At 66.6% G+C, this 20,264-nt stretch carries 18 protein-coding genes; 4 read left to right on the top strand and 14 right to left on the bottom strand.

Annotation, left to right across the window (positions count from 1 at the left end; genetic code table 11):
• Nucleotides 1–208: 208 nt before the first annotated feature.
• The 5 genes from AB0N05_RS23595 to AB0N05_RS23615 all read right to left on the bottom strand — a co-directional run bounded on the left by AB0N05_RS23595 (nt 209) and on the right by AB0N05_RS23615 (nt 4,258).
• Nucleotides 209–1,204 carry a sulfate ABC transporter ATP-binding protein gene (locus AB0N05_RS23595; protein WP_364697943.1) on the bottom strand — a complete coding sequence of 332 codons (996 nt, stop codon included), beginning with the start codon at nt 1,202–1,204 and terminating at the stop codon, nt 209–211.
• Nucleotides 1,201–2,007: a sulfate ABC transporter permease subunit CysW gene (gene cysW / locus AB0N05_RS23600; protein WP_364697945.1), complete on the bottom strand. Its 807-nt coding sequence runs from the start codon at nt 2,005–2,007 to the stop codon at nt 1,201–1,203. The genes AB0N05_RS23595 and cysW overlap by 4 nt, the downstream gene beginning before the upstream one ends.
• The gene (gene cysT, locus AB0N05_RS23605) at nt 2,004–2,804 is read right to left on the bottom strand and encodes a sulfate ABC transporter permease subunit CysT (RefSeq protein WP_364698389.1); all 801 of its coding nucleotides are present in this window, start codon (nt 2,802–2,804) and stop codon (nt 2,004–2,006) included. Before cysT ends, cysW begins: the two co-directional genes overlap by 4 nt.
• A gap of 134 nt (nt 2,805–2,938) precedes the next feature.
• Entirely contained in the window at nt 2,939–3,979 is a 1,041-nt protein-coding gene (locus tag AB0N05_RS23610) for a sulfate ABC transporter substrate-binding protein (protein WP_364697947.1), read from the bottom strand.
• A 189-nt stretch (nt 3,980–4,168) separates the two neighbouring features.
• Nucleotides 4,169–4,258 carry an Ms4533A family Cys-rich leader peptide gene (locus AB0N05_RS23615; RefSeq protein ID WP_364697949.1) on the bottom strand — a complete coding sequence of 30 codons (90 nt, stop codon included), beginning with the start codon at nt 4,256–4,258 and terminating at the stop codon, nt 4,169–4,171.
• Nucleotides 4,259–4,324: 66 nt separating this feature from the next.
• On the opposite strand from AB0N05_RS23615, the gene AB0N05_RS23620 reads away from it, so the two are divergent.
• Entirely contained in the window at nt 4,325–5,392 is a 1,068-nt protein-coding gene (locus AB0N05_RS23620) for a M48 family metallopeptidase (protein ID WP_364697951.1), read from the top strand.
• Nucleotides 5,393–5,443: 51 nt separating this feature from the next.
• Here the strand turns inward: AB0N05_RS23620 and AB0N05_RS23625 are convergent, their stop codons facing one another.
• Together AB0N05_RS23625 and AB0N05_RS23630 are read right to left on the bottom strand one after the other, a co-directional pair.
• Nucleotides 5,444–5,701: a hypothetical protein gene (locus AB0N05_RS23625; RefSeq protein WP_364697953.1), complete on the bottom strand. Its 258-nt coding sequence runs from the start codon at nt 5,699–5,701 to the stop codon at nt 5,444–5,446.
• 126 nt (nt 5,702–5,827) lie between these two features.
• Nucleotides 5,828–6,064 (bottom strand): hypothetical protein, encoded by a 237-nt coding sequence (locus AB0N05_RS23630; RefSeq protein ID WP_364697955.1) that lies wholly within the window; start codon nt 6,062–6,064, stop codon nt 5,828–5,830.
• 182 nt (nt 6,065–6,246) lie between these two features.
• On the opposite strand from AB0N05_RS23630, the gene AB0N05_RS23635 reads away from it, so the two are divergent.
• Complete coding sequence (locus AB0N05_RS23635; RefSeq protein WP_364698390.1) at nt 6,247–8,181, top strand: glycoside hydrolase family 15 protein; 1,935 nt, start codon at nt 6,247–6,249, stop codon at nt 8,179–8,181.
• A 55-nt stretch (nt 8,182–8,236) separates the two neighbouring features.
• Here AB0N05_RS23635 and AB0N05_RS23640 read toward each other — a convergent pair whose 3' ends face one another.
• The 3 genes from AB0N05_RS23640 to lepA all read right to left on the bottom strand — a co-directional run bounded on the left by AB0N05_RS23640 (nt 8,237) and on the right by lepA (nt 14,502).
• The gene (locus AB0N05_RS23640; RefSeq protein ID WP_364697957.1) at nt 8,237–10,039 is read right to left on the bottom strand and encodes a hypothetical protein; all 1,803 of its coding nucleotides are present in this window, start codon (nt 10,037–10,039) and stop codon (nt 8,237–8,239) included.
• Nucleotides 10,036–12,300 (bottom strand): hypothetical protein, encoded by a 2,265-nt coding sequence (locus tag AB0N05_RS23645; RefSeq protein ID WP_364697959.1) that lies wholly within the window; start codon nt 12,298–12,300, stop codon nt 10,036–10,038. The genes AB0N05_RS23640 and AB0N05_RS23645 overlap by 4 nt, the downstream gene beginning before the upstream one ends.
• Nucleotides 12,301–12,651: 351 nt before the next feature.
• Nucleotides 12,652–14,502, bottom strand: coding sequence for a translation elongation factor 4 (lepA, locus tag AB0N05_RS23650; protein WP_364697961.1), 1,851 nt, complete (start codon nt 14,500–14,502; stop codon nt 12,652–12,654).
• Between the two features lie 157 nt (nt 14,503–14,659).
• Between lepA and AB0N05_RS23655 the strand changes: the two genes are divergently transcribed.
• The gene (locus AB0N05_RS23655) at nt 14,660–15,217 is read left to right on the top strand and encodes a type II toxin-antitoxin system PemK/MazF family toxin (RefSeq protein ID WP_364697963.1); all 558 of its coding nucleotides are present in this window, start codon (nt 14,660–14,662) and stop codon (nt 15,215–15,217) included.
• 60 nt (nt 15,218–15,277) lie between these two features.
• Here AB0N05_RS23655 and AB0N05_RS23660 read toward each other — a convergent pair whose 3' ends face one another.
• The 4 genes from AB0N05_RS23660 to AB0N05_RS23675 form a co-directional block, all read right to left on the bottom strand.
• On the bottom strand, nt 15,278–16,057 hold the full coding sequence (locus AB0N05_RS23660; RefSeq protein WP_364697965.1) for an aquaporin: 780 nt from the start codon (nt 16,055–16,057) through the stop codon (nt 15,278–15,280).
• A 63-nt stretch (nt 16,058–16,120) separates the two neighbouring features.
• The gene (locus tag AB0N05_RS23665; protein WP_364697967.1) at nt 16,121–16,963 is read right to left on the bottom strand and encodes a transglutaminase family protein; all 843 of its coding nucleotides are present in this window, start codon (nt 16,961–16,963) and stop codon (nt 16,121–16,123) included.
• Nucleotides 16,960–17,928, bottom strand: a complete 969-nt coding sequence (locus tag AB0N05_RS23670) for an alpha-E domain-containing protein (protein WP_364697969.1) — start codon at nt 17,926–17,928, stop codon at nt 16,960–16,962. Before AB0N05_RS23670 ends, AB0N05_RS23665 begins: the two co-directional genes overlap by 4 nt.
• Before the next feature lie 62 nt (nt 17,929–17,990).
• On the bottom strand, nt 17,991–19,493 hold the full coding sequence (locus AB0N05_RS23675) for a circularly permuted type 2 ATP-grasp protein (RefSeq protein ID WP_364698391.1): 1,503 nt from the start codon (nt 19,491–19,493) through the stop codon (nt 17,991–17,993).
• A 392-nt stretch (nt 19,494–19,885) separates the two neighbouring features.
• Between AB0N05_RS23675 and rpsT the strand changes: the two genes are divergently transcribed.
• Nucleotides 19,886–20,149, top strand: a complete 264-nt coding sequence (gene rpsT / locus AB0N05_RS23680) for a 30S ribosomal protein S20 (RefSeq protein WP_364697971.1) — start codon at nt 19,886–19,888, stop codon at nt 20,147–20,149.
• Nucleotides 20,150–20,264: the final 115 nt, after the last annotated feature.

Raw genomic sequence — 20,264 nt, forward strand, 5'->3', positions numbered from 1 at the left:
CGCCCCCCCCGCTCAACCCCCCCCCCCCCCCCCCCAACCCCCCCCCAAACCCCCCGGGGCCGCGCGGGGGGCGGGAATCAGACCCGATTCCCGCCACCAGCGCTCCCTCACCTCGTCGGTGCGCGGAGTTGGTCTTGTTCTCTTGTCTTGGCTCTATCTCGTCCGGGCGCTTTTATCTTTTGTCTCTTCTTCTTTGGGCGCGGAGCGCCTACGAAGTCGGGAGTTCCGGAATTCGAGTCGCCCGGGCGTAGACGGTCTCGCCCTCGGCCAAATGCAGAGCCGACGCGTCGCCGCGGGTTACCTGGGCGGTGAAAATGTCGCCGGTGGCGGCGTTTCGGAGTTCTACGCGAACCTCGAAGCCCAGGTGGACGATCCGCTCGACGGTCGCACGCGTGACGCCCGCCGATTGGGCGGTGCCCTCGTGGGCAGCGAGGGCCATGCTGGGGTCGCGGCCGACGCGAATGTCGTGCGGGCGGACCAGGTGGCCGTTCAGCTTGGCCACGTCGCCCAGGAAGGACATGACGAATCCGTTGGCGGGGCTGTCGTAGACCTCGTCCGGGGTGCCGACCTGTTCGATGCGGCCGCGGTTCATGACGGCGATGCGGTCGGCCACGTCGAGGGCTTCCTCCTGGTCGTGGGTGACCAGGACGGTGGTGACGTGAACCTCATCATGCAGGCGGCGCAGCCACTTCCGCAGGTCCGTACGGACTTTCGCGTCCAGCGCGCCGAAGGGCTCGTCCAGCAGGAGCACCTGCGGATCCACGGCGAGGGCGCGAGCCAATGCCATGCGCTGGCGCTGGCCGCCGGAGAGCTGGGCGGGGTAGCGGTGCTGGAAGCCGTCGAGGCCGACGATCTCGAGGAGGTCGTCCACCCGCTTCTTGATCTCGGGCTTGGGCCGCTTGCGGATTTGCAGCCCGAAGGCCACATTGTCGCGCACGGTCATGTGTTTGAACGCGGCGTAATGCTGGAACACGAACCCGATATCGCGCTTCTGCGGCGACACCCGGGTCACGTCCTTCCCGGCGATCACGACGACACCCGAGTCCAGCGACTCCAGCCCCGCGATCGACCGCAGCAGCGTCGACTTCCCCGATCCGGACGGACCCAGCAGCGCGGTCAGCTGCCCGGAAGGAATGTCGAGGCTGACATTGTCGAGCGCGGCGAACGTCCCATAATGCTTGTTCGCATTGGTCACGGTAATCATTTGGCAGAGTCCCGCTTACGTTCGAGGAGGGTCATGAACAGAAGAACAATGATGGCGAGACCCATGAGCAAGGTCGCCGCGGCATACGCGCCGAAGGTGTTGTGGTCGTTGTAGCGGGCGTTCACCAGCAGCGTCAGCGTCTGCGACTTGCCGGGCAACGCCGAGGACACCATGATCACCGCACCGAATTCACCGAGCGAACGCGCCACCGTCAGCACCACACCGTAGGTAAGGCCCCACCGGATCGCGGGCAGCGTGATCCGCCAGAACGTCTGCCACCCCGACGCACCCAGCGTGGCGGCGGCCTGCTCCTGATCGTCGCCGATCTCGTGCAGCACGGGCTCCACCTCGCGCACCACGTACGGCAATGTCACGAAGATGGTGGCCAGCACCATGCCCGGCAGATTGAAGATCACCTTCAACCCGTGATCCTCGATCCCCCCGAACCAGCCACCCGCACCCCACAGCAGGATCAGCGAAACACCCACCACGACCGGCGATACCGCGAACGGCAGGTCCACCAGCCCCTGCAGCAGCCCCCGTCCCGGGAATCGCCCGCGCACCAGCGCGATCGCCACGATGACACCGAACACCACATTCACCGGCACCACGATGGCCACGATGGTCATCGACAGGTTGAACGCGGAAATCGCCGCGGGCGTGGAGATCCAGTCGATGAAACTCCCGACGCCGTTTTCGAAGGTGCGCCAGAAGATGATTCCCAGCGGCAGCACCAGCAGTAGGAACAGATACCCGAGCGCCACGGTGCGCAGCGAAATCCGGGTCAGCGGAGAGAGTCTCACTGCGCCTCCTGCTCCTTGCGCTGCGCGCGCTGGGCGAACACCCGCAGCGCGAGCAGCGTCACGAACGAGATGACCAGCAGCGCAACCGAAACCGCCGCGGCATTGACCGGCCGGTCCACCTCGATCTGCTGCTGGATGTACTGCGACGCCATCTGCGTCTGCTTCGGAATATTGCCGCCGATCAACACCACCGAGCCGTATTCACCGAGCGCGCGGGCGAAGGCGAGCCCGCCGCCGCCGATGATGGACGGGGCCAGGGTCGGCAGCACGATGCGCCGGAAGGTGGTCAGATTGTCCGCGCCGAGCGAGGCCGCGGCCTGCTCGACCTCCCGGTCGACCTCGATCAGCACCGGCTGCACCGAGCGAACCACGAACGGCAGCGTCACGAAGGCGAGGGCGACCACCAGACCCGGCTGGGTCGCATTGAGCTGAATATCGATCGGACTGTTCGGCCCGTACAGCGACAGCAGCACGATACTGGCGACAATGGTCGGCAGCGCGAACGGCAGATCGATGAGCGCGTTGACAATGCCCTTGCCGGGGAAGTCGTCGCGCACCAGCACCCAGGCGATGAGCGTCCCCATGATCACATTGATCACGGCCACGATCACCGAGACGAAGACCGTCACCCGCAGCGAATCCAGCGCGGCGGGCGCGGTGATCGCATCCCAGAAGCCCGACCAGCCATTGTCGAACGAGGCGACCGTCAATGCCGCCAGCGGCAGCAGCACGATAATGCCCAGCCACAGCACCGAAACGCCGATGCCGAGCGGGCCCACCGAGCCCGTCACCCGCAGCCAGGACCAGTTGCGTCCCGGGGTCTTCTCCTTGGGGGCGTCACCTGCGTCTCTCTCGAGAGCCTGCCCGGTGCCGCCACCCCCCACGCTGTCATTCACAGTCGTCAGTATTCCGTGTGGTTCAGCTCACCCGACTACTTGGTCGCCTTGTCATAGATCTGGGCGACGGTGCCGGTGCCCTGCGCGAAGAGTTCCTTGTCCACGGACTTCCAGCCGCCCAGGTCGGCGATGGTCCACAGCTGCTGCGGCTTGGGGAAGCTGTCGGCGTACACGGCGGCCACCTTCGGGTCGACCGGACGGAATCCGGCTTCCGCCCATGCCTGCTGCGCGGGGAGGGTGTACAGGAAGTCCTTGAAGGCGATGGCCTTGGCCGAGTTCTTGGCGTTCTTGAGCACCGCGACCGGATTCTCGATCTTGAACGTGGTCGGCGGGGTCACGTGCTCGATCGGATCGCCCTTGCGCTCGGAGAAGATGGCCTCGTTCTCGTAGCTGATCAGCACATCGCCGACGCCCTGCAGGAAGGTGTCGGTGGCCTCACGACCCGACTTGGGCTGCACCTTCACATGAGCGGGCGACACCAGCTGGCTCAGGTAATCCAGGCCCGCCTGCGGGTTCTTGCCGCCGTCGCTCTTGGCGGCGTACGGCGCGAGCAGATTCCACTTGGCCGAACCGGAGCTGAACGGGTTGGGGGTGACCACCTCGACGCCCGGCTTGATCAGGTCGTCCCAGTCCTTGATGCCCTTGGGATTGCCCTTGCGGACCACCAGCGTGACCACGGAGCTGAAGGGAATTCCCTTGTTGGCGTCCGCATTCCAGCTCGGATCGACCAGACCGGCATCGACCAGGCGGGTGATGTCGGGCTCGACCGAGAAGCTCACGACGTCGGCTTCCGCACCGTCCTTGACCTTGCGGGACTGGTCGCCGGACGCACCGTAGGAGGCCAGCACCTCGACGCCCTTGCCCGCTTCGGTCTGATTGAACGCCGGAACCACCTTGTCGAAGCCGGGCTTGGGCACCGAGTAGGCGTACAGGTTGAGCTTGCCCGCCTTACCGTCGGAGCCCTGGCCTCCGACCACATCGCTGGAACCGCCGCTGCACGCGGTCAGCACGGTGGCGGCGACGGCGGTCAGCGCGACCGCGAGATAGCGACGCGAGATCTGGGACTTGCGAGACATCGGGTGGACCTTTCTGGCACCCGCCGACACACACGCGGCCGACGGGAAAGCTGGGGACTGCCGTAGACCCGCCGCACAGGGATGCGGCGGTGGCGCTTTCGGCCCTAAGGCCGCCGGGGATCGAGCGGAGCTGCGAAAGGACTGGCGCCAGTCTACAAAGGGGGACGTGCAGCTAAGCTCGGTCGGCAATCAGCGACAGAGGATGTCCGCAACGGCGAGGCTTCCCACAGCGATCAACGCCAATTCATGGCGGACCTGGGGCACAGCACTCGACGACACGCGGCAGACTGTATCAGAGGCGATGACGACGCCGCGAATTGCACGAAAGCCGATATGGGGGACCACATGACCAGCCCAGCCCGCCTCCGCCGGGAGTTTCCCGGCATCTCGACCCGCACCTGGGAGCATCCCGCCGACCGCACCGCCCTGGTGACGCTGCGCTCCCTGAGCGGCTTCGACACCATCCTGCGCACGCTGTCCGGACTGCTGGCCGAGCGGCAACATCGGCTGCTGTACCTGGCGACGGCGGTCCGGGTGGACGAGCGGCAGTTCAAGAACCTGCATCACCTGCGCGAGGACGCGGTGCGCATTCTGGACGCGCCCACCACGCCGGAGATGTTCGTGTTGCAGGCCCCGGAGGTCAATTCCTTCACGATCGGCATGGAGCGGCCGTTCATCGTGGTGACCACCGGCCTGCTGGACCTGCTCGACCCCGAGGAACTGCGCTTCGTGGTCGGCCATGAGCTCGGGCACGCCCTGTCCGGGCATGCGGTCTACCGGACCATGCTCATGCATCTGATGCGGCTGGCCGCGAATATCGGCTGGATGCCGGTGGGCGGCTGGGCGCTGCGCGCGATCGTGGCGGCGCTCATGGAATGGAGCCGCAAATCCGAATTGTCCGGCGACCGTGCGGGATTGCTGGTCGGGCAGGACGTGGAGGCTTCGGTGCGGGTGCATATGAAGCTGGCGGGCGGCTCCCGCGTCGAGCAGATGAATCACGCGGCGTTCCTGGACCAGGCCGACGCCTACGACCGCGCCGGGGATCTGCGCGACGGCGTGCTGAAGCTGCTCAATCTGGAATTGCAGACCCACCCGTTCTCGGTGCTGCGGGCGGCCGAGCTGCGGCGCTGGATCGCCAGCGGCGACTACGACCGGGTGCTGAACGGCCAGTACCCGCTTCGCGAGCACGACAAGAACACTCGGATCAGTGAAGAGATCAAGGAGGCGGCGCGCACGTACCGCCAGAACTTCGATCAGTCCGAGGATCCGCTCATTCGCACCGTGCGCAATCTGGGCCGCGACGTCGGGGCCACGGTCGGCACGGTCGGACAGGAAGTCAGCGACACCATTTCGAAGCTCGGCAAGCGGTTCCGGCAGGGCGGCGCGGAGAACGGAGAAGGCTCGGAGAACTGAGTTCTCCGAGCCCCTCGGGACGGTCAGGCAAGGACCACTGACACTGCCTGCCTATTCGTCGGCTTCGACGACCGGCGGGGTTTCCAGGATGTCGAGGATCCACTCCTCGGTGGCGGTTTCCGCATCCTCCTCATCGGGACGGATGCGGTTACTGAGCCGCACGCCGAGGCCGAGTAGCTGCGCCGCCTTGACCATGTCCAGGGCCTCCTCCGGCCCGCACAGGTGCGTTGCGATCAGGCGCGGCTCATCATCCTCGAAATCCTCATCGGAGAGCAGCACGTCGAGTTCGAGACCTTCATCGGTTGACATGGTGCAGCACAGTACGCCGAGAGTTCGCCGGATAGGTACCGAAAGTCGATCAGCGAGTGAACAACCAGGCGACGACTACGAGAACAAGCAGTGCGATCAGGGCAAGCTGGACACGCGAGCGGGGCATCAGGCGGCTTTCTTGTGAATGCGACGCGGCTGCGCGGCGGGCGCCGCGGCCTCCTGGGCGGCAATCCGATCACGGCCCAGGGCATGCAGCGCCGTGCGCAGCACCCGATCGAGCACGAAGGCGATGGCGAAACTGACCGGCACCATGGCGGCCAGCACCACGGCGAACTGGGGAACGAAGGGTAGACCGGCAACCCACAACTCGACGCCGTCCCACCATCCTGCAATCCGATGCACGACATCAGCCTAAGCCGAAGTATCGATGGTGGACGATTCGGGCCGTTCGGACCGATCATGTTCCTATGGAGTCCTACGACGAGCCGGAGTCAAACGACAGACCACTCGGTAGCGAAACCGGAGATTTCGACGCCGAACCCCTCGACCCACCACGGGACGGCATCGACAGACCCGATGCCGAGATGGCGGGAGGGTTCCTCCCCACGCCGTACGGGACCACCCATCACTCGGTGTTTCCGCCCATCGACGACTACGCCTTCCTGTCCGACTGCGAAACCACCTGCCTGATCGCCCGCAATGGCTCGGTCGAATGGATGTGCATTCCGCGACCGGACTCCCCCAGCATTTTCGGGGCCATGCTGGACCGCAGTGCCGGGCACTTCCGGATCGGCCCGTACGGGCGCAATGTGCCCGCCGCACGGCGCTATCTGCCCGGCGGACTGATCGTCGAGACCACCTGGCAGACCGATACCGGCTGGCTCATCGTGCGCGACGCCCTGGTGCTCGGCCCCTGGCACAACAACATGTCCCGCAGCCGTACCCACCGTCGCACACCCATGGACTGGGACGCCGAGCACATGCTGCTGCGCACCATCAAATGCGTGAACGGCGTGGTCGAGGTGGAAATGAGCTGCGAACCCGCCTTCGACTATCACAATGGCCCGGCCCAATGGCAGTACAGCGGGAACGTATACGAGCAGGCGACCGCCACCTGTGAGATCGCCGGATGCCCGACGCTGACCCTGGCCACCGATCTGCGCATCGGCATCGAGGGCCGCGAGGCACGCGCCCGCACCCGCATGAAGGAGGGCGACCAGGCGTTCGTGGCCCTGTCCTGGTCCGATCTGCCGGCCCCCAGCAATTTCGAAGAGGCCGCGGAGAAGATGTGGGCCACCACCGAATACTGGCGGCAGTGGGTCACCACGGGACGCTTCCCCGATCACCCGTGGCGCGGGTACCTACAGCGCAGCGCGCTGACTTTGAAGGGCCTCACCTACGCGCCGACCGGTGCGCTGATGGCCGCCGCCACCACCTCACTGCCGGAAACCCCGGGCGGCGAACGCAATTGGGACTACCGCTACACCTGGGTGCGCGACTCGACCTTCGCGCTGTGGGGCCTGTACACGCTGGGCCTGGATCGCGAGGCCGATGATTTCTTCGCCTTCCTGCACGACGTCACCACCGACGACGACGGGAAAACCGTTCCGCTGCAAGTGCTCTACGGCGTCGGGGGTGAGAGGGAAATCACCGAATCCGAGCTGCCGCACCTGTCCGGCTACGACGGTGCGCGACCGGTGCGCATCGGCAATGGCGCGTACAACCAGGACCAGCACGATATCTGGGGCACCATCCTGGATTCCGTTTACCTGCATGTGAAGTCGCGTCAGCAGGTGCCGGAAACCTTGTGGCCCATGCTGGAACGCCAAGTGCAGGCGGCGATCGAGAACTGGCGCAATCCGGATCGCGGCATCTGGGAGGTGCGCGGGGAGCCGCAGCACTTCACCTCGTCCAAGATCATGTGCTGGGTGGCGCTGGATCGCGGCGCGAAACTCGCCGAATGGCACAGCGAACTCGACTACGCCAAGAAGTGGCATGACATCGCGGACGAGATCCGCGCCGACATCCTCGACAATGGCGTCACGTCCGAGGGTGTGTTCACGCAGACGTACGGCGGCGAAACCCTCGATGCCTCACTGCTGCTCGCGGTCCTGCTGCGCTTCCTTCCGCCCGACGACCATCGCATTCGCGCCACCGTGCTGGCCATTGCCGACGATCTCACCGAGAACGGCCTGGTGCTGCGGTATCGCACGGACACCACCGATGACGGTCTCATGGGCGCGGAGGGCTCCTTCACCATCTGCTCGTTCTGGCTGGTGTCCGCCCTGGTCGAAATCGGCGAACTGCAACGCGCACGCCAACTCTGCGAGCGCCTGCTCGGCTATGCCAGCCCGCTCAAGCTCTATGCCGAGGAGATCGATTCGCATACCGGCAGGCATCTGGGCAACTTCCCGCAGGCCTTCACCCATCTGGCTCTGATCAATGCGGTCATGCACGTGATCCGGGCCGAGGAATCTCACCGCGCAGGGCAATTCCACCCGGCGCACCCCGGCCGCTGAACGCACGAATCCCCCGTCATCGAAGAATGACGGGGGATTCGGCTGTTCGACTCGGCTATTCGACGACGGCGTCGGCACGTTCACGGAGATCGCGCAGGCGGACGAGGCTGGTTTCGATCTCGGTGAGGCGCTGTTCCCGGCGGGTGCCGGAGTGCACGGCCGCGGCCTCTTCAGCGGCACGCAGGGACGCGTCCACCGAGCGGAGGGTCTCGGTGGCTATTTCGGTGAAATGGTCACGGAGAGCGCGCTGTACGGCGCGCAGGCGGTAGCGCGATTCCTTGCTCACCTGGAAGATGACGTCGTCCATCAGGCGGGCGACCGCCATCTTGGCCTCGGCCTGGCGGCGCTGGGTGCGGGCCTTGCGGTCATCCCAGAGGGCATTGACGCCGAGCAGGATGCCCGCGCCCGCCGAGTACCAGTTGACCAGGGACATGCCCAGCAGGCTGGTGGCGAGGCCGACCATCAGGACGCCGCCGTAGGACCCGCGCAGGGCGGTCAGAACCTGTTGGGTGACACCGGGTTTCGCGCTCACCAGGGAGTCGAGCGCGGCGACGGGTTCGAGGACCTCACCGACATCGCCGGGGCTGTCCAGGCGCAGGTCGGGGCTGGGGATGCCGCTGTCGGGGAACTTGGCGGCCACCTGCTCGGAGAGTTCGACCGAGCGGTAGTGGGCGATGACGAAGTTCTCCTCCACCGCCTCGCAGATCTTGGCGTCCAGCTCCGCGCCGATATCGGACCAGCGGCGGGCCGGATCGCGCTTCATGATGTCGGCTTCGGCATCGCGGATCAGGCTGCGCAGGCGGTGCCGCAGATCGTGTTCGGTATCGGCCATGAGTTCGCCCGCACCGTCTGCGAGGGTCACCTGCCAGTTGGCGGTGCGCTGGCGCAGCTGCTCGGCTTCCTCGCGGGTGCGGCGCAGCTGTTCGGTAATGACGGAGTAGCGGCGCGGATCGCGCAGCGTCTCGGCCTCGCTGCGCAAGGCCAGCGCGAGGTGATCGGTAATGAGCCGGATATCGCGCACGGCGGCGTCGGCGGCCACCAGATCGGCGCGGGCCAGCACATAGGCGCGCAGGTGGTCCAGCAATTGCGGCACACCGGATTCCAGGTCCAGCTGCGGATCGCCGGTGGCGGTGGCCTGCTCGTGCAGCTGCGCCGAGGCGGGCGCGACGGCGAAGGCCAGCCCGGCATCGTCCAGGAGCTGCCGGTCATGCTGCTGCACCTGCGGCCACTGCGGGAACTGGTCGATCTTATTGAGCACGCAGATCACCGTCGGGCACACCTGCTGAATGCGCTGCAATTGGTCGATCTGCGCCTTGGTGAAGGGCGCGGCGGCATCCGCGACATAGAGCACGGCGTCCGCGGCGGCCAGCAGCGACCAGGTGGCAGGGGTGTCGGCGGGCGAGCCGGGCGCGTCCAGCACCACGAAGCCCTCGGCCAGCAGCGGGCTGGGCTGGGTGAATTCGGCGCGCAGCACCACCTCGGCGTCCAGCTCGGCGACCGCGATACGCGGGTCGACCTGCTGGCGTTCGGCGCGGCCACCCGAGAGCGACTTCACCAGGGTGGCAGTCGATTCCGGCCCGTACTCGGCGATCACCGGCACGCTGACCTGCCCGTCGGTGGCGCTCACCGGCGAACCGACCAGGCTGTTCACCAGCGTGCTCATACCGCTCTTGGATTCGCCCACCACGACCAGGCGCACCCGCGGATCGGCGATCCGGGCACGCGAAATACCCAGGCGGCCGGCCAGATCGGCACGGCCCGCGGCATGGGTCTGCTCGAGCAGCTCATCGAGCAGCTCGAGCAGGGGACCCATCGCGTCGGGACTCTTCACCACAGCAAGGCGTTCAGCGCCACTCACAGCAGCATGGTGTGATCAAGGCCCCCGTGCGCGGCGTAGTGGGAATCGGCGAATCCGCCGTCATGCATGAGATTCGTGCTCAGGCCGCCGTCGTGCAGCGTCGGGTACAGGCCGGAGTCGTCGGTGATGGCGGCGACCGGCATGACGTGATGATCCGAATCCAGTTGAGCGGAGACGGGTTTCACCGGTTTCACATCGACCGTCGGCGCGTTGGTCAGCGGGGCCTGGGTCGGGATGGGCGCCTGGGTGGTGGGCGGGTTCAGGGTCGGCTGCGCATGGGTCGTCGGCACGTCGACGGTCGGCGCGACGGTCGGGACCGTCGGATCCGAATGGGCCGGGTTGCTGACCGTCGGCTGATGCGTGGTGGGCACCGAATCGGAATCGGTCGGCACCGTGATGGTCGGGCGACCGCCGTGGGTGTCGGTGTCGTCATCGGTAGGCACCGTGATGGTCGGACGGGTGTGCGTGGCGTCATCGTCGGACGGGTGGGTCGGGCGGGTGGTCCCGGCATCCGGATCGGTGGTGATCTGCGGCCCGGTGGTCACCGGCGCGAGCGTCGCGGGCGCGGTCGTGACCGGAATCTTGGTCGACGCGGGATCGGTCGCGGGCGGCACCTTGATGGTGGGCACGGTGGGCGCGGTGGTCAGACCCGGATCGGTATGGGTGGGCACGCTGACCGTCGGCGCGGTCTTGCCGGGTGCGTCGGTGACCGGCAGCGGCTTGGCGGCCAGGGTCGCCGGATGATCGGGCGATCCGGGCTGCCCGGAGGCGATCACGGCGGGCTGCTTATTGAGATCGAACAGCGTCGGGGCATTGGCCACCGGCGCGGTCAGCGGCGACGGACCGGCGGGCATGGCCAGCAGATTCGCGATCGGATGCGTGGCGGCATCCGGCTGAATCGTGGTCTGCAAAGGCGTCTGCACCACCGGCTGTGCCACGGCGACCGGCGCGACAGCCACCGGCGCGACCGCGACGGGCACCACCGGGGCGGCCACCACGATCGGCATCGGCGCGGGCGGCGCGACTGACACGGGCGCAATGGGATTCACGGCGACCGGCGCGGCGGGAGCGACCGGGGCGGAGAAGGACGGCGCGGCGGCACCGGGCAGGCTCGCACCGGGCGTACCGGCACCGGGCACGGCGGCCGCGGGCGCACCCACGCCGGGCACGGCGGATCCGGGCGCGCCCGCACCGCTGATGGTCGAATTGGGGCCGCCCACAGTCGAACCGGGCGTCGCGGGACCGTTCGCACCGACGGGTGCCTGACCGGGAGCGGTCGGCACGGTGGCCGCACCGACCGGCTGTCCGGGCGAAGCCGGAACCGCCGCACCGGCATTCGGGGCGTGCTGGTCGACGGCGGGCTGACCCTGATATCCGGCGGGATTCGAAAGACCCTGGGTCGCACGGTGACCGAAGTCGACGTACTGGTCGTACACGTCGCCGACCGAGACGTCGACCTTCATGTTCGAGTGGAACCACACGCCGTCGAGTCCGGCGTGCATGTCCACATTCCAGTTGGTGTCGACGACGACGCCGATGCCGTGCTCGCCGATGCCGTCGAACGGATTGTGATCGCCGCCGATGCCATTGGCGGGCTGGCTCATTCCGGGTACGTGCAGGCCATCGGTGCCCGGCAGCTTCATGCCGGTCAGGTTCTGCCAGTAGTTCGGCTGCGCCGCGTCCAACGGATTGGTGAGCCCCGGAGTGGTGTCCGCGCCCACGTGGGGCAGGCCGAAAGCGTTCTGCGCCTGGGCATTCTCGAGCGAGGGCACGCCGTTCATGCCCGGCTGGTAGCCGGACAGCCCGAAGGCGTTCGCGTCATTGTCGGGCAGGCCCATGCCATGGAATCCGGTCAGGGCCGGGTCCGCGGTCGCCTGCTGATTACCGAAGAAGCCCGGGGGGAGTCCGGCGTCGGTGCCGTGGTGGTCGCCGAACTGGCTCTGCGGGGAATTGACCGGCGAGATCCCGGGCGTGCCGTGGGACGGCTGCCCGACCGAGTTGGGGGTGAGGTCGGGGAAGGTGAGGGTTGGGCTGGGCACGTCCGGCTTCGGGTCGTTCACCGGCGACCAGCCGACATTGCGGCTGTCATTGTCGATCGCGGGCGAATTGCCGGCGCGGGCGCCGCTGGCCGCGATGAGGGCACCGCCGGTCACATACGCGCCTGCCCTCGATACCCGTGCGACACCGTTGGCAATGCGGTACGCGGTGTCCGCGTCCTCACCGGTATCGGATTCATCGTCGAAGGGCAGATCACGTGGCATGCAAGCTCCGCATCTCAGGGCTGCGGCGGCCCACCGGGGCGGACCGCCGTTTTCAAACTCGTTTCACACCCTATTTCCGGATATCCGGTCTGTCACATCCACCAGGTCAGCGGCGGCGTGCACAGTGGTGAGAGACATAGCTTGTCACCCTGCATATCAGGACGGAAGCCCCAGTTTTTACCTGCCTACCCGACCGGGCATTCGAAACCGTCCAGCCGGTCCCGGCTCGGTAGGAGAACTCTGACCGAACACTTCCCCTCGGTCAAGAGACAAACCGGACCCATCGAACGGCCGTGCCCCGCTGCCTACAGGGCAGCGGGGCACGGAAGTCGGTCTACCGAGAGCCGGGATTCACTTCTTCGGCTTGTCCGAGGCCGACTCGGTGGACAGCGCCGCCACGAAGGCTTCCTGCGGGACCTCGACGCGGCCGATGGTCTTCATCCGCTTCTTGCCTTCCTTCTGCTTCTCCAGCAGCTTGCGCTTACGCGAGATGTCACCGCCGTAGCACTTGGCGAGCACGTCCTTGCGGATGGCCCGAATGTTCTCGCGCGCAATGACTCTGGAGCCGATGGCGGCCTGGATCGGCACCTCGAACTGCTGACGCGGGATGAGCTCGCGCAGCTTGGTGGTCATCTTGTTGCCGTACGCCTGGGCGGCGTCCTTGTGCACGATGGCGGAGAACGCGTCCACGGCCTCGCCCTGCAGCAGGATGTCGACCTTGACCAGCGCGGCGGTCTGCTCGCCGACCTCCTCGTAATCGAGCGAGGCATAGCCGCGGGTGCGCGACTTCAGCGAGTCGAAGAAGTCGAAGATGATCTCCGCCATGGGGAGCGTGTAGCGCATCTCGACGCGGGTCTCGGACAGGTAGTCCATGCCGAGCAGTTCACCGCGGCGCGATTGGCACAGCTCCATGATGGTGCCGATGAATTCGCTCGGCGCGATCACGGTGCATCGCGTGATCGGCTCGAAGATGTCCTTCACCTTGCCCTCGGGCCAGTACGAAGGGTTGGTGACGACGTGTTCGGTGTCGTCCTCCATGACCACGCGGTAGATCACATTGGGCGCGGTGGAGATCAGGTCGAGGCCGAACTCGCGCTCGAGGCGCTCGCGGGTGATCTCCATGTGCAGCAGGCCGAGGAAGCCGCAGCGGAAGCCGAAGCCCAGCGCCACCGAGGTTTCCGGCACGTAGGTCAGCGCGGCATCGTTGAGCTGCAACTTGTCCAGCGCGTCACGCAGGTTCGGGTAGTCCGAGCCGTCGACCGGGTAGAGGCCCGAGTAGACCATGGGCCGCGGTTCGCGGTATCCGGTGAGCGCCTGGGTCGCGCCGTCGCGGGCGCTGGTGATGGTGTCACCGACCTTGGACTGACGGACATCCTTCACACCGGTGATGAGGTAGCCGACCTCGCCGACGCCGAGCCCCTGGGTGGGCTTGGGTTCGGGCGAGACGATGCCGATCTCCAGCAGTTCGTGGGTCGCGCCGGTGGACATCATCTTGATCTTCTGGCGCGGGGTGAGCTTGCCGTCCACCACACGCACATAGGTGACGACGCCGCGGTAGGTGTCGTAGACCGAGTCGAAGATCATGGCGCGGGCGGGCGCGTCAGCGTCACCGACCGGCGGCGGGACCACGCGGACGGCCTCATTCAGCAGTTCGGTGACGCCCACGCCGGTCTTACCGGAGACCCGCAGCACGTCCTCGGGCTCGCAGCCCACGATGTGGGCGAGCTCGGCGGCGTACCGGTCCGGGTCGGCGGCCGGGAGGTCGATCTTGTTCAGGACCGGAATGATGGTGAGGTCCTTGTCCATCGCCAGATACAGATTGGCGAGGGTCTGCGCCTCGATGCCCTGCGCGGCGTCGACCAGCAGGATCGCGCCCTCACAGGCCTCGAGCGCACGGGACACCTCATAGGTGAAGTCGACGTGGCCGGGCGTGTCGATGAGGTGCAGGACGTAGTCCTCACCGTCGACCTGCCAGGGCAGCCGCACATTCTGGGCCTTGATGGTGATACCGCGCTCACGCTCGATATCCATGCGGTCCAGGTACTGGGCGCGCATGGCGCGCGCCTCGACCACACCGGTGAGTTGCAGCATGCGATCGGCCAGGGTCGACTTCCCGTGGTCGATGTGCGCAATGATGCAAAAGTTCCTGATCTTGGCAGGATCAGTGAACGTCGTGTCGGCGAAGCTGCTAATCGGAGTCACTCCTCGGCATGGCGAAACAGCGGCATGTCAACCCCGAAGTCTACGGTGCGGTTGCACCATGCTTTCGCACCGGAGCGCCCGACCGCTGAACAGCGCATCCGCACAGGCGAATCCGGCCCGGATGAGAAGTCGGCCCCCCGCCGTTAAGCTGCCGGACATGGCCGGCAGGTGGAACGCTCTCGGTAAGCAGGGGTCAGAGCTCGTCAAGGGGCAGGCGCCGAAGTTGATCGGTCGGGTACAGCGCTCGTCCCTGTGGGATCGCGCGGTGCGCGCGGTGACGACACCCCGCAAGGCGGCGGCGCCGACGATTCGGCCGACCGCCTCGGCGGGGGTTCCGGCGCGGGAACGCGCGCGGCAGATCGTCTACAGCCCGCAGCTCGACGGGCGCGCCGATCCGGGCGAAGTGGTGTGGACCTGGGTTCCGTATGAAGAGGACCCGAGCAATGGCAAGGACCGGCCGGTGCTGGTCGTCGGGCGCGAGCGGGGCACCCTGCTCGGGCTCATGCTGTCCTCCAATGAGGAGCACGCGCACCATCCGAACTGGGTCGGCATCGGGACCGGGCCGTGGGATCACGCGGGGCGCGCCAGCTGGGTGCGCCTGGATCGCGTGCTCGATGTCCCCGAGATGGGCATCCGCCGTGAGGGGGCGATCCTCGAACGCAAGATCTTCGATCGGGTGGCGCACCGGTTGTGCGCCGAATACCACTGGTACTGAGCTTGATACGCGACTGTGCCCCGTTCCGGTTGGAACGGGGCACAGTCATCTACATCGTTGTCAGCTGGCCATATTCCGGGAACGGCCGAACATCATGCCGTAGACGAGGGACCCGAGAACGCCGCCGACCAGCGGGAACACAATGAATACCCAGACCTGTGCGAGTGCACCGTCCTGATAGGGCGCGACCGCGAGGCTGCGCGCCGGGTTGACCGACGTGTTGTCCACCGGGATCGAGATCAGGTAGATGACCGCCAGGGTCGCGCCGATCGACAGACCCGCCAGCGGCACATCCGACAGCTGATCGGTGGACGCCAGCACCACGAACACGAGCAGCGCGGTCAGCAGCACCTCGACCGTGATGGCCGCCGCCAATCCGTATCCATTGGTGGTCACACCCCCGAGTTCGACCTTCGCGGGACTGTGCGCGCCCCAGCCATTGGCACCGAGCCCGTCCTTGGCGCGGTCATACGAGGGCAGGTTCTGCGCGACGGCGTAGACCGCCGCGCCCGCGGCCAGACCGCCGATGATCTGCGCCACCATGTACGCGGCCGCGCTCAGGGCGTCGATGCGACCGAGCAGGAACTGCCCCACGGTGACCGCCGGATTCACATGGCATCCGGAGATCGGCCCGATCGCGTACACCAGGAACATCAGCGTGAGACCGAAGGCCAGCGCGATGCCGAGTCCACCCACCCGGTCCCCGGCCAGCACGGTGGTGCCGACACCGCCGAGCACCAGCACGAAAGTGCCGAGCGCCTCCGCGAACAGTTTCCTGCCCAGGGAGATCGGCTCCAGCTCCGATAATTCCTCGACGACTTCCTGCGCTGTGGGAGACATCAGCTACCTTCCCGGATCGTCCCGCGTTGGGCGGAGAGCACGTGTGTTCTGCTGAATCACGCTTCAGGCGAGCCGAGTGATCTCGACTACCACTTCGAGATCGGTCGAGCCGCTTCCGCTGAAGATACCTTTGAGGGGCGGCACATCGGCGTAATCACGTCCGACTCCGACGGATACGTGTTGCTCATTGACGGCGATATTGTTCGTCGGGTCGTAGCCCCACCATTCCCCGGTCCAGGCCTCGATCCAGGCATGCATCTGCCCGGCGACGGTGCGCCCGACCTCGGCGGCCGGTTCGGGGTGCAGGTAACCCGAGACATATCGGCTCGGAATTCCCATGCCGCGCAACAGCAACAGGGTGAGGTGCGCGTAGTCCTGGCAGACACCCTGGCGTTCGGCGAAGGCCTCCACCGCCGAGGTGTGCACCGAGGTGGATCCGGCCAGATAGGTCATTTCGCGATGCACCCATTCCGCGCCGCGCACAACGGCTTTCGCGGGTGCGACGCCGCGCGCCAGCTGCCGGGCGATCGGGGCGAGGCGGCGTTCGCGCGGCACATAGCCGGTCGGCGTGAGCAGTTCGTCGAAGCGGTCCACGACGGCATCGCCGCGCAATTCCTCCCAGGACAGTTCCTCGGCGGGCCCGGCGGAGGGTTCGGTCTCCACCACCGACGCGCTGGTGACCTCCAATTCGGTGTGCGGGGCATGCAGATCGAAGGCGGTGACCGTGGTGCCCCAATAGTCGGTGTACCGGAACGACCTGGTGGAGGGCACGGTCTCGACCCGATTCAGAATGACGTTCTGCCTGCGGTCGGCGCGCGGGGTGAGCCGAGCCTCGTTGAACGACCGCGTGACCGGCGCGTCGTAGACATATCCCGTGGTGTGCACCACCCGCATCCGCCAGCTCATGCTGTTTCCTTCTCCCGCAATTCGACGCGGCCGTGCAAACCGGTCCAGGCCACCCAGGATTCGGCGTGGAAATACTGCAATGCCACCGCTTCCCCGATCTCGTGGCAGGTCTGCTGCATCCACACCAGGCGGCTCGGCAGATCCTCGAGCAGCTCCACCGAGGGCAGGAATTCGAGCTCGCTGCGCGCCCGGCCGAGGAGGCGATGCGCCTCGTGCCGGGCGGCGAAGCGGCTGTTGGGGCGCTGATCGAGCTCCTGCAGACAGGCCTCGGCCACCCGCAGCGAATGGAAGACCGAACGCGGGAAAAGCCGGTCCAGCAGGATGAATTCGGCGATCTGATTGGCATCGAGCACACCTCGATGAGTGCGCAGATACGGGTCGTGCGCACCGGCCGAGCGCAGCACCGTCACCCAGGCCGGGGACGAGGTGCGATCACCCGCCCGTGAAAGCAGCAGTCGCACAGTCATATCCACGCGTTCGATGGAGCGGCCCAATAGTAGGAAGCGGTAGCCGTCGTCGCGGCTCAGCGTGGAATCGGACAGTCCGGCGAACATGGCGGCCCGGTCGGTGATGTAGTGGCAGAACTCGTGCGGGCCGAGCGCCCGGGCGGCGCGCTCGGCGGCGGCCAGGCCGTTATAGGTGGCGTTCAGGCACTCCCACATTTCGGTGGAGGTGACTTCCCGTGCGCCCCGGGCATTCTCGCGGGCCCGGCTGACCGAGTCGACGATGGATCCGTCATTGTCACGGTCGAAGGCGACCAGCTCGGTGACCGACCAGACGTCCAGCTCGTGCTCGGGTGGGTCGATGCCGAGCACGCGGAGCAGGACCCGCGACGTTCGATCCGGATCCACGGTGGCGTCCTCGAGCAATTGATGCACCGTGACGTCCAGGATGCGTGCCGTGTACTCGGCGCGCTCGACATAGCGGCCGATCCAGAATAGGGATTCGGCATTCCGCGCCAACATGATTGACCCCTCGCGATGTACTCGATTGCCTCCGCCGCGCTGCGTCTGCCCTTGTCTTGCTCTTACTGCTGTTGTTGACTGGCCCGCGTCGATGGGGGCTCTCTGGACTGGTCGCGATCGTGGGCGATGTGCTGTTCGCTCACCAGCTGCTCGCCGGATAATTCCCGTTCCGCGACCGAGGTTCTCGGGGCCAGGACCCAGGTGTCCTTGCTGCCGCCGCCCTGACTCGAGTTCACCACGAGCGAGCCGTCGGGGAGGGCGACTCGGGTCAAACCGCCTGGCAGAACCCAAATATCGTCGCCGTCATTGACCGCGAACGGACGCAGGTCCACATGCCGGGGCAGCAGCCCGCCGCCGATCTTGCTGGGCACCGTGGACAGCTGCACCACCGGCTGCGCGATCCAGCCGCGCGGATTGGCGCGCACCTTGCGCCGGATCGCCTCCAGCTCTTTGGGATTCGCGTCGGGGCCGATCACGATGCCGTAGCCGCCGGAACCCTCGACCGGTTTCACCACCAATTCTGCCACTCGATCGAGCACCTCATCGCGGTCACCGCGGTCCCAGCAGCGGTAGGAGTCGACATTGGGCAGGATCGGTTTCTCGCCCAGGTAGTACTCGATGAACGCGGGCACATAGGTATAGACGAGCTTGTCGTCACCGACGCCATTGCCGACCGCGTTCGCCAGCACCACGCTGCCCGCGCGGGCAGCGTTCAGAATGCCCGCGACGCCGAGCATCGAATCCGGCCGGAACTGCATGGGATCGAGGAAGTCGTCGTCTATGCGGCGGTAGATGACATCCACCTGCCGCTCCCCCGCCGTGGTCCGCATATAGACGACACTGTCGCGGCAGAACAGGTCGCGGCCCTCCACGAGTTCGACGCCCATCTGCCTGGCCAGCAGCGAATGCTCGAAGTAGGCGGAGTTGTAGACGCCGGGCGTGAGCACCACCACGGTGGGGTCGGCCTCATTGGGTGCGGCGGCCGCGCACAGGGCCCTGAGCAGATGACTCGGATAGTCGCCGACCGCACGCACCCGGTGCGAGGCGAACAGGTCCGGGAAGACACGGGCCATGGTCCGGCGGTTCTCCATCACATAGGAGACGCCGGACGGGGAGCGCAGATTGTCTTCCAGCACCCGGAAGTCGCCGTGCTCGTCGCGGATCACATCGATTCCCGCCACGTGAATGCGGACGCCATTGGGTGGGATCAGGCCGGTGGCTTCGCGATGGAAATGCGCGCACGAGGTCACCAGGCGTTTCGGAATGACCCCATCGCGCAGGATGGTCTGCTCGCCGTACACGTCGGCGAGGAAGGCCTCCAGCGCCCGCACGCGCTGTTTGATGCCGCGCTCGAGTTTCGTCCATTCGGTGGCGGCGATGAGCCGCGGCACCAGGTCGAGCGGGAACGGCCTTTCCTGCCCGGAGAGCGAGAAGGTGATGCCCTGATCCACGAACGCACGGGCCAGGGCCTCGGCGCGGGCGGCCAGATCGGCGGCGTCGATATCGGCGAGGGCGGCGAATATCCCCCGGTAGGCGGGGCGCGCCCGCCCTGCGGGATCGAACATCTCGTCATAGGCTTCGGCGTAGCGGCCGGGTTTGTATCCGGTGAAGACTCCGGTCGGCACCTCGACGGCAGCGGTGAGTTCGCCACGGCCGTTCACTGCGGGAGCGGCCGCGGCCGCTTTGAGTCCTCTGGAAGGACCCTGCGCGGCGGCGGCGGGAGTCATGCAAAAATCGTCCATCACGCAGGAGCAACACGCGGTGGGACCGGGATAAATTTCTGGTTTCGGCCAGGTCGCGGTGGAACCCGATTTCATACCCCGGCGTGTTGCCTGGTAACCTCGATCGTCGGTGCTGCTGCTACATGCATCTGTCATTCAGGACAGAGCCGTGGTGCGCGCCCGAAGACTTTGTATCCCGCATACACCACCAAACGAAGGAACACGAGGAAACAGGCGTGGCCAACATCAAGTCCCAGATGAAGCGGATCCGCACCAACGAGCTTGCGCGTCAGCGCAACCAGTCGGTCAAGTCCGCGCTGCGCACCTCGATCCGGAAGTTCCGCGAGGCCGCTGCGACGGGCGAGAAGGACAAGGCGCTCGAGCTGATGCGTACGGCGAGCAAGAGCCTGGACAAGGCCGCCTCGAAGGGCGTCATCCACGCCAACCAGGCCGCCAACAAGAAGTCGGCGCTGTCGCTGGTCTTCAACAAGCTCGGCTGATTTTCCCGGTACCTCTTACCGGAACCAATGCTTCGCACAACCGCCGTGGCCACGATGACCGCGGCGGTTTTTGTCGTGCTGTGCCGCCTGTGAATTCGCTCCGATATCGACGGTG

Source organism: Nocardia sp. NPDC051030, assembly GCF_040683015.1.
Lineage (GTDB): Bacteria > Actinomycetota > Actinomycetes > Mycobacteriales > Mycobacteriaceae > Nocardia.

Coding starts and splice junctions, on each gene's coding strand:
- AB0N05_RS23670 (WP_364697969.1), bottom strand. CDS start 17,928: ATGTTGGCGCGGAATGCCGAATCCCTATTCTGGATCGGCCGCTATGTC.
- AB0N05_RS23595 (WP_364697943.1), bottom strand. CDS start 1,204: ATGATTACCGTGACCAATGCGAACAAGCATTATGGGACGTTCGCCGCG.
- AB0N05_RS23635 (WP_364698390.1), top strand. CDS start 6,247: ATGGCGGGAGGGTTCCTCCCCACGCCGTACGGGACCACCCATCACTCG.
- AB0N05_RS23645 (WP_364697959.1), bottom strand. CDS start 12,300: ATGCCACGTGATCTGCCCTTCGACGATGAATCCGATACCGGTGAGGAC.
- AB0N05_RS23655 (WP_364697963.1), top strand. CDS start 14,660: ATGGCCGGCAGGTGGAACGCTCTCGGTAAGCAGGGGTCAGAGCTCGTC.
- AB0N05_RS23620 (WP_364697951.1), top strand. CDS start 4,325: ATGACCAGCCCAGCCCGCCTCCGCCGGGAGTTTCCCGGCATCTCGACC.
- AB0N05_RS23675 (WP_364698391.1), bottom strand. CDS start 19,493: ATGTTCGATCCCGCAGGGCGGGCGCGCCCCGCCTACCGGGGGATATTC.
- AB0N05_RS23610 (WP_364697947.1), bottom strand. CDS start 3,979: ATGTCTCGCAAGTCCCAGATCTCGCGTCGCTATCTCGCGGTCGCGCTG.
- AB0N05_RS23625 (WP_364697953.1), bottom strand. CDS start 5,701: ATGTCAACCGATGAAGGTCTCGAACTCGACGTGCTGCTCTCCGATGAG.
- AB0N05_RS23665 (WP_364697967.1), bottom strand. CDS start 16,963: ATGAGCTGGCGGATGCGGGTGGTGCACACCACGGGATATGTCTACGAC.
- AB0N05_RS23660 (WP_364697965.1), bottom strand. CDS start 16,057: ATGTCTCCCACAGCGCAGGAAGTCGTCGAGGAATTATCGGAGCTGGAG.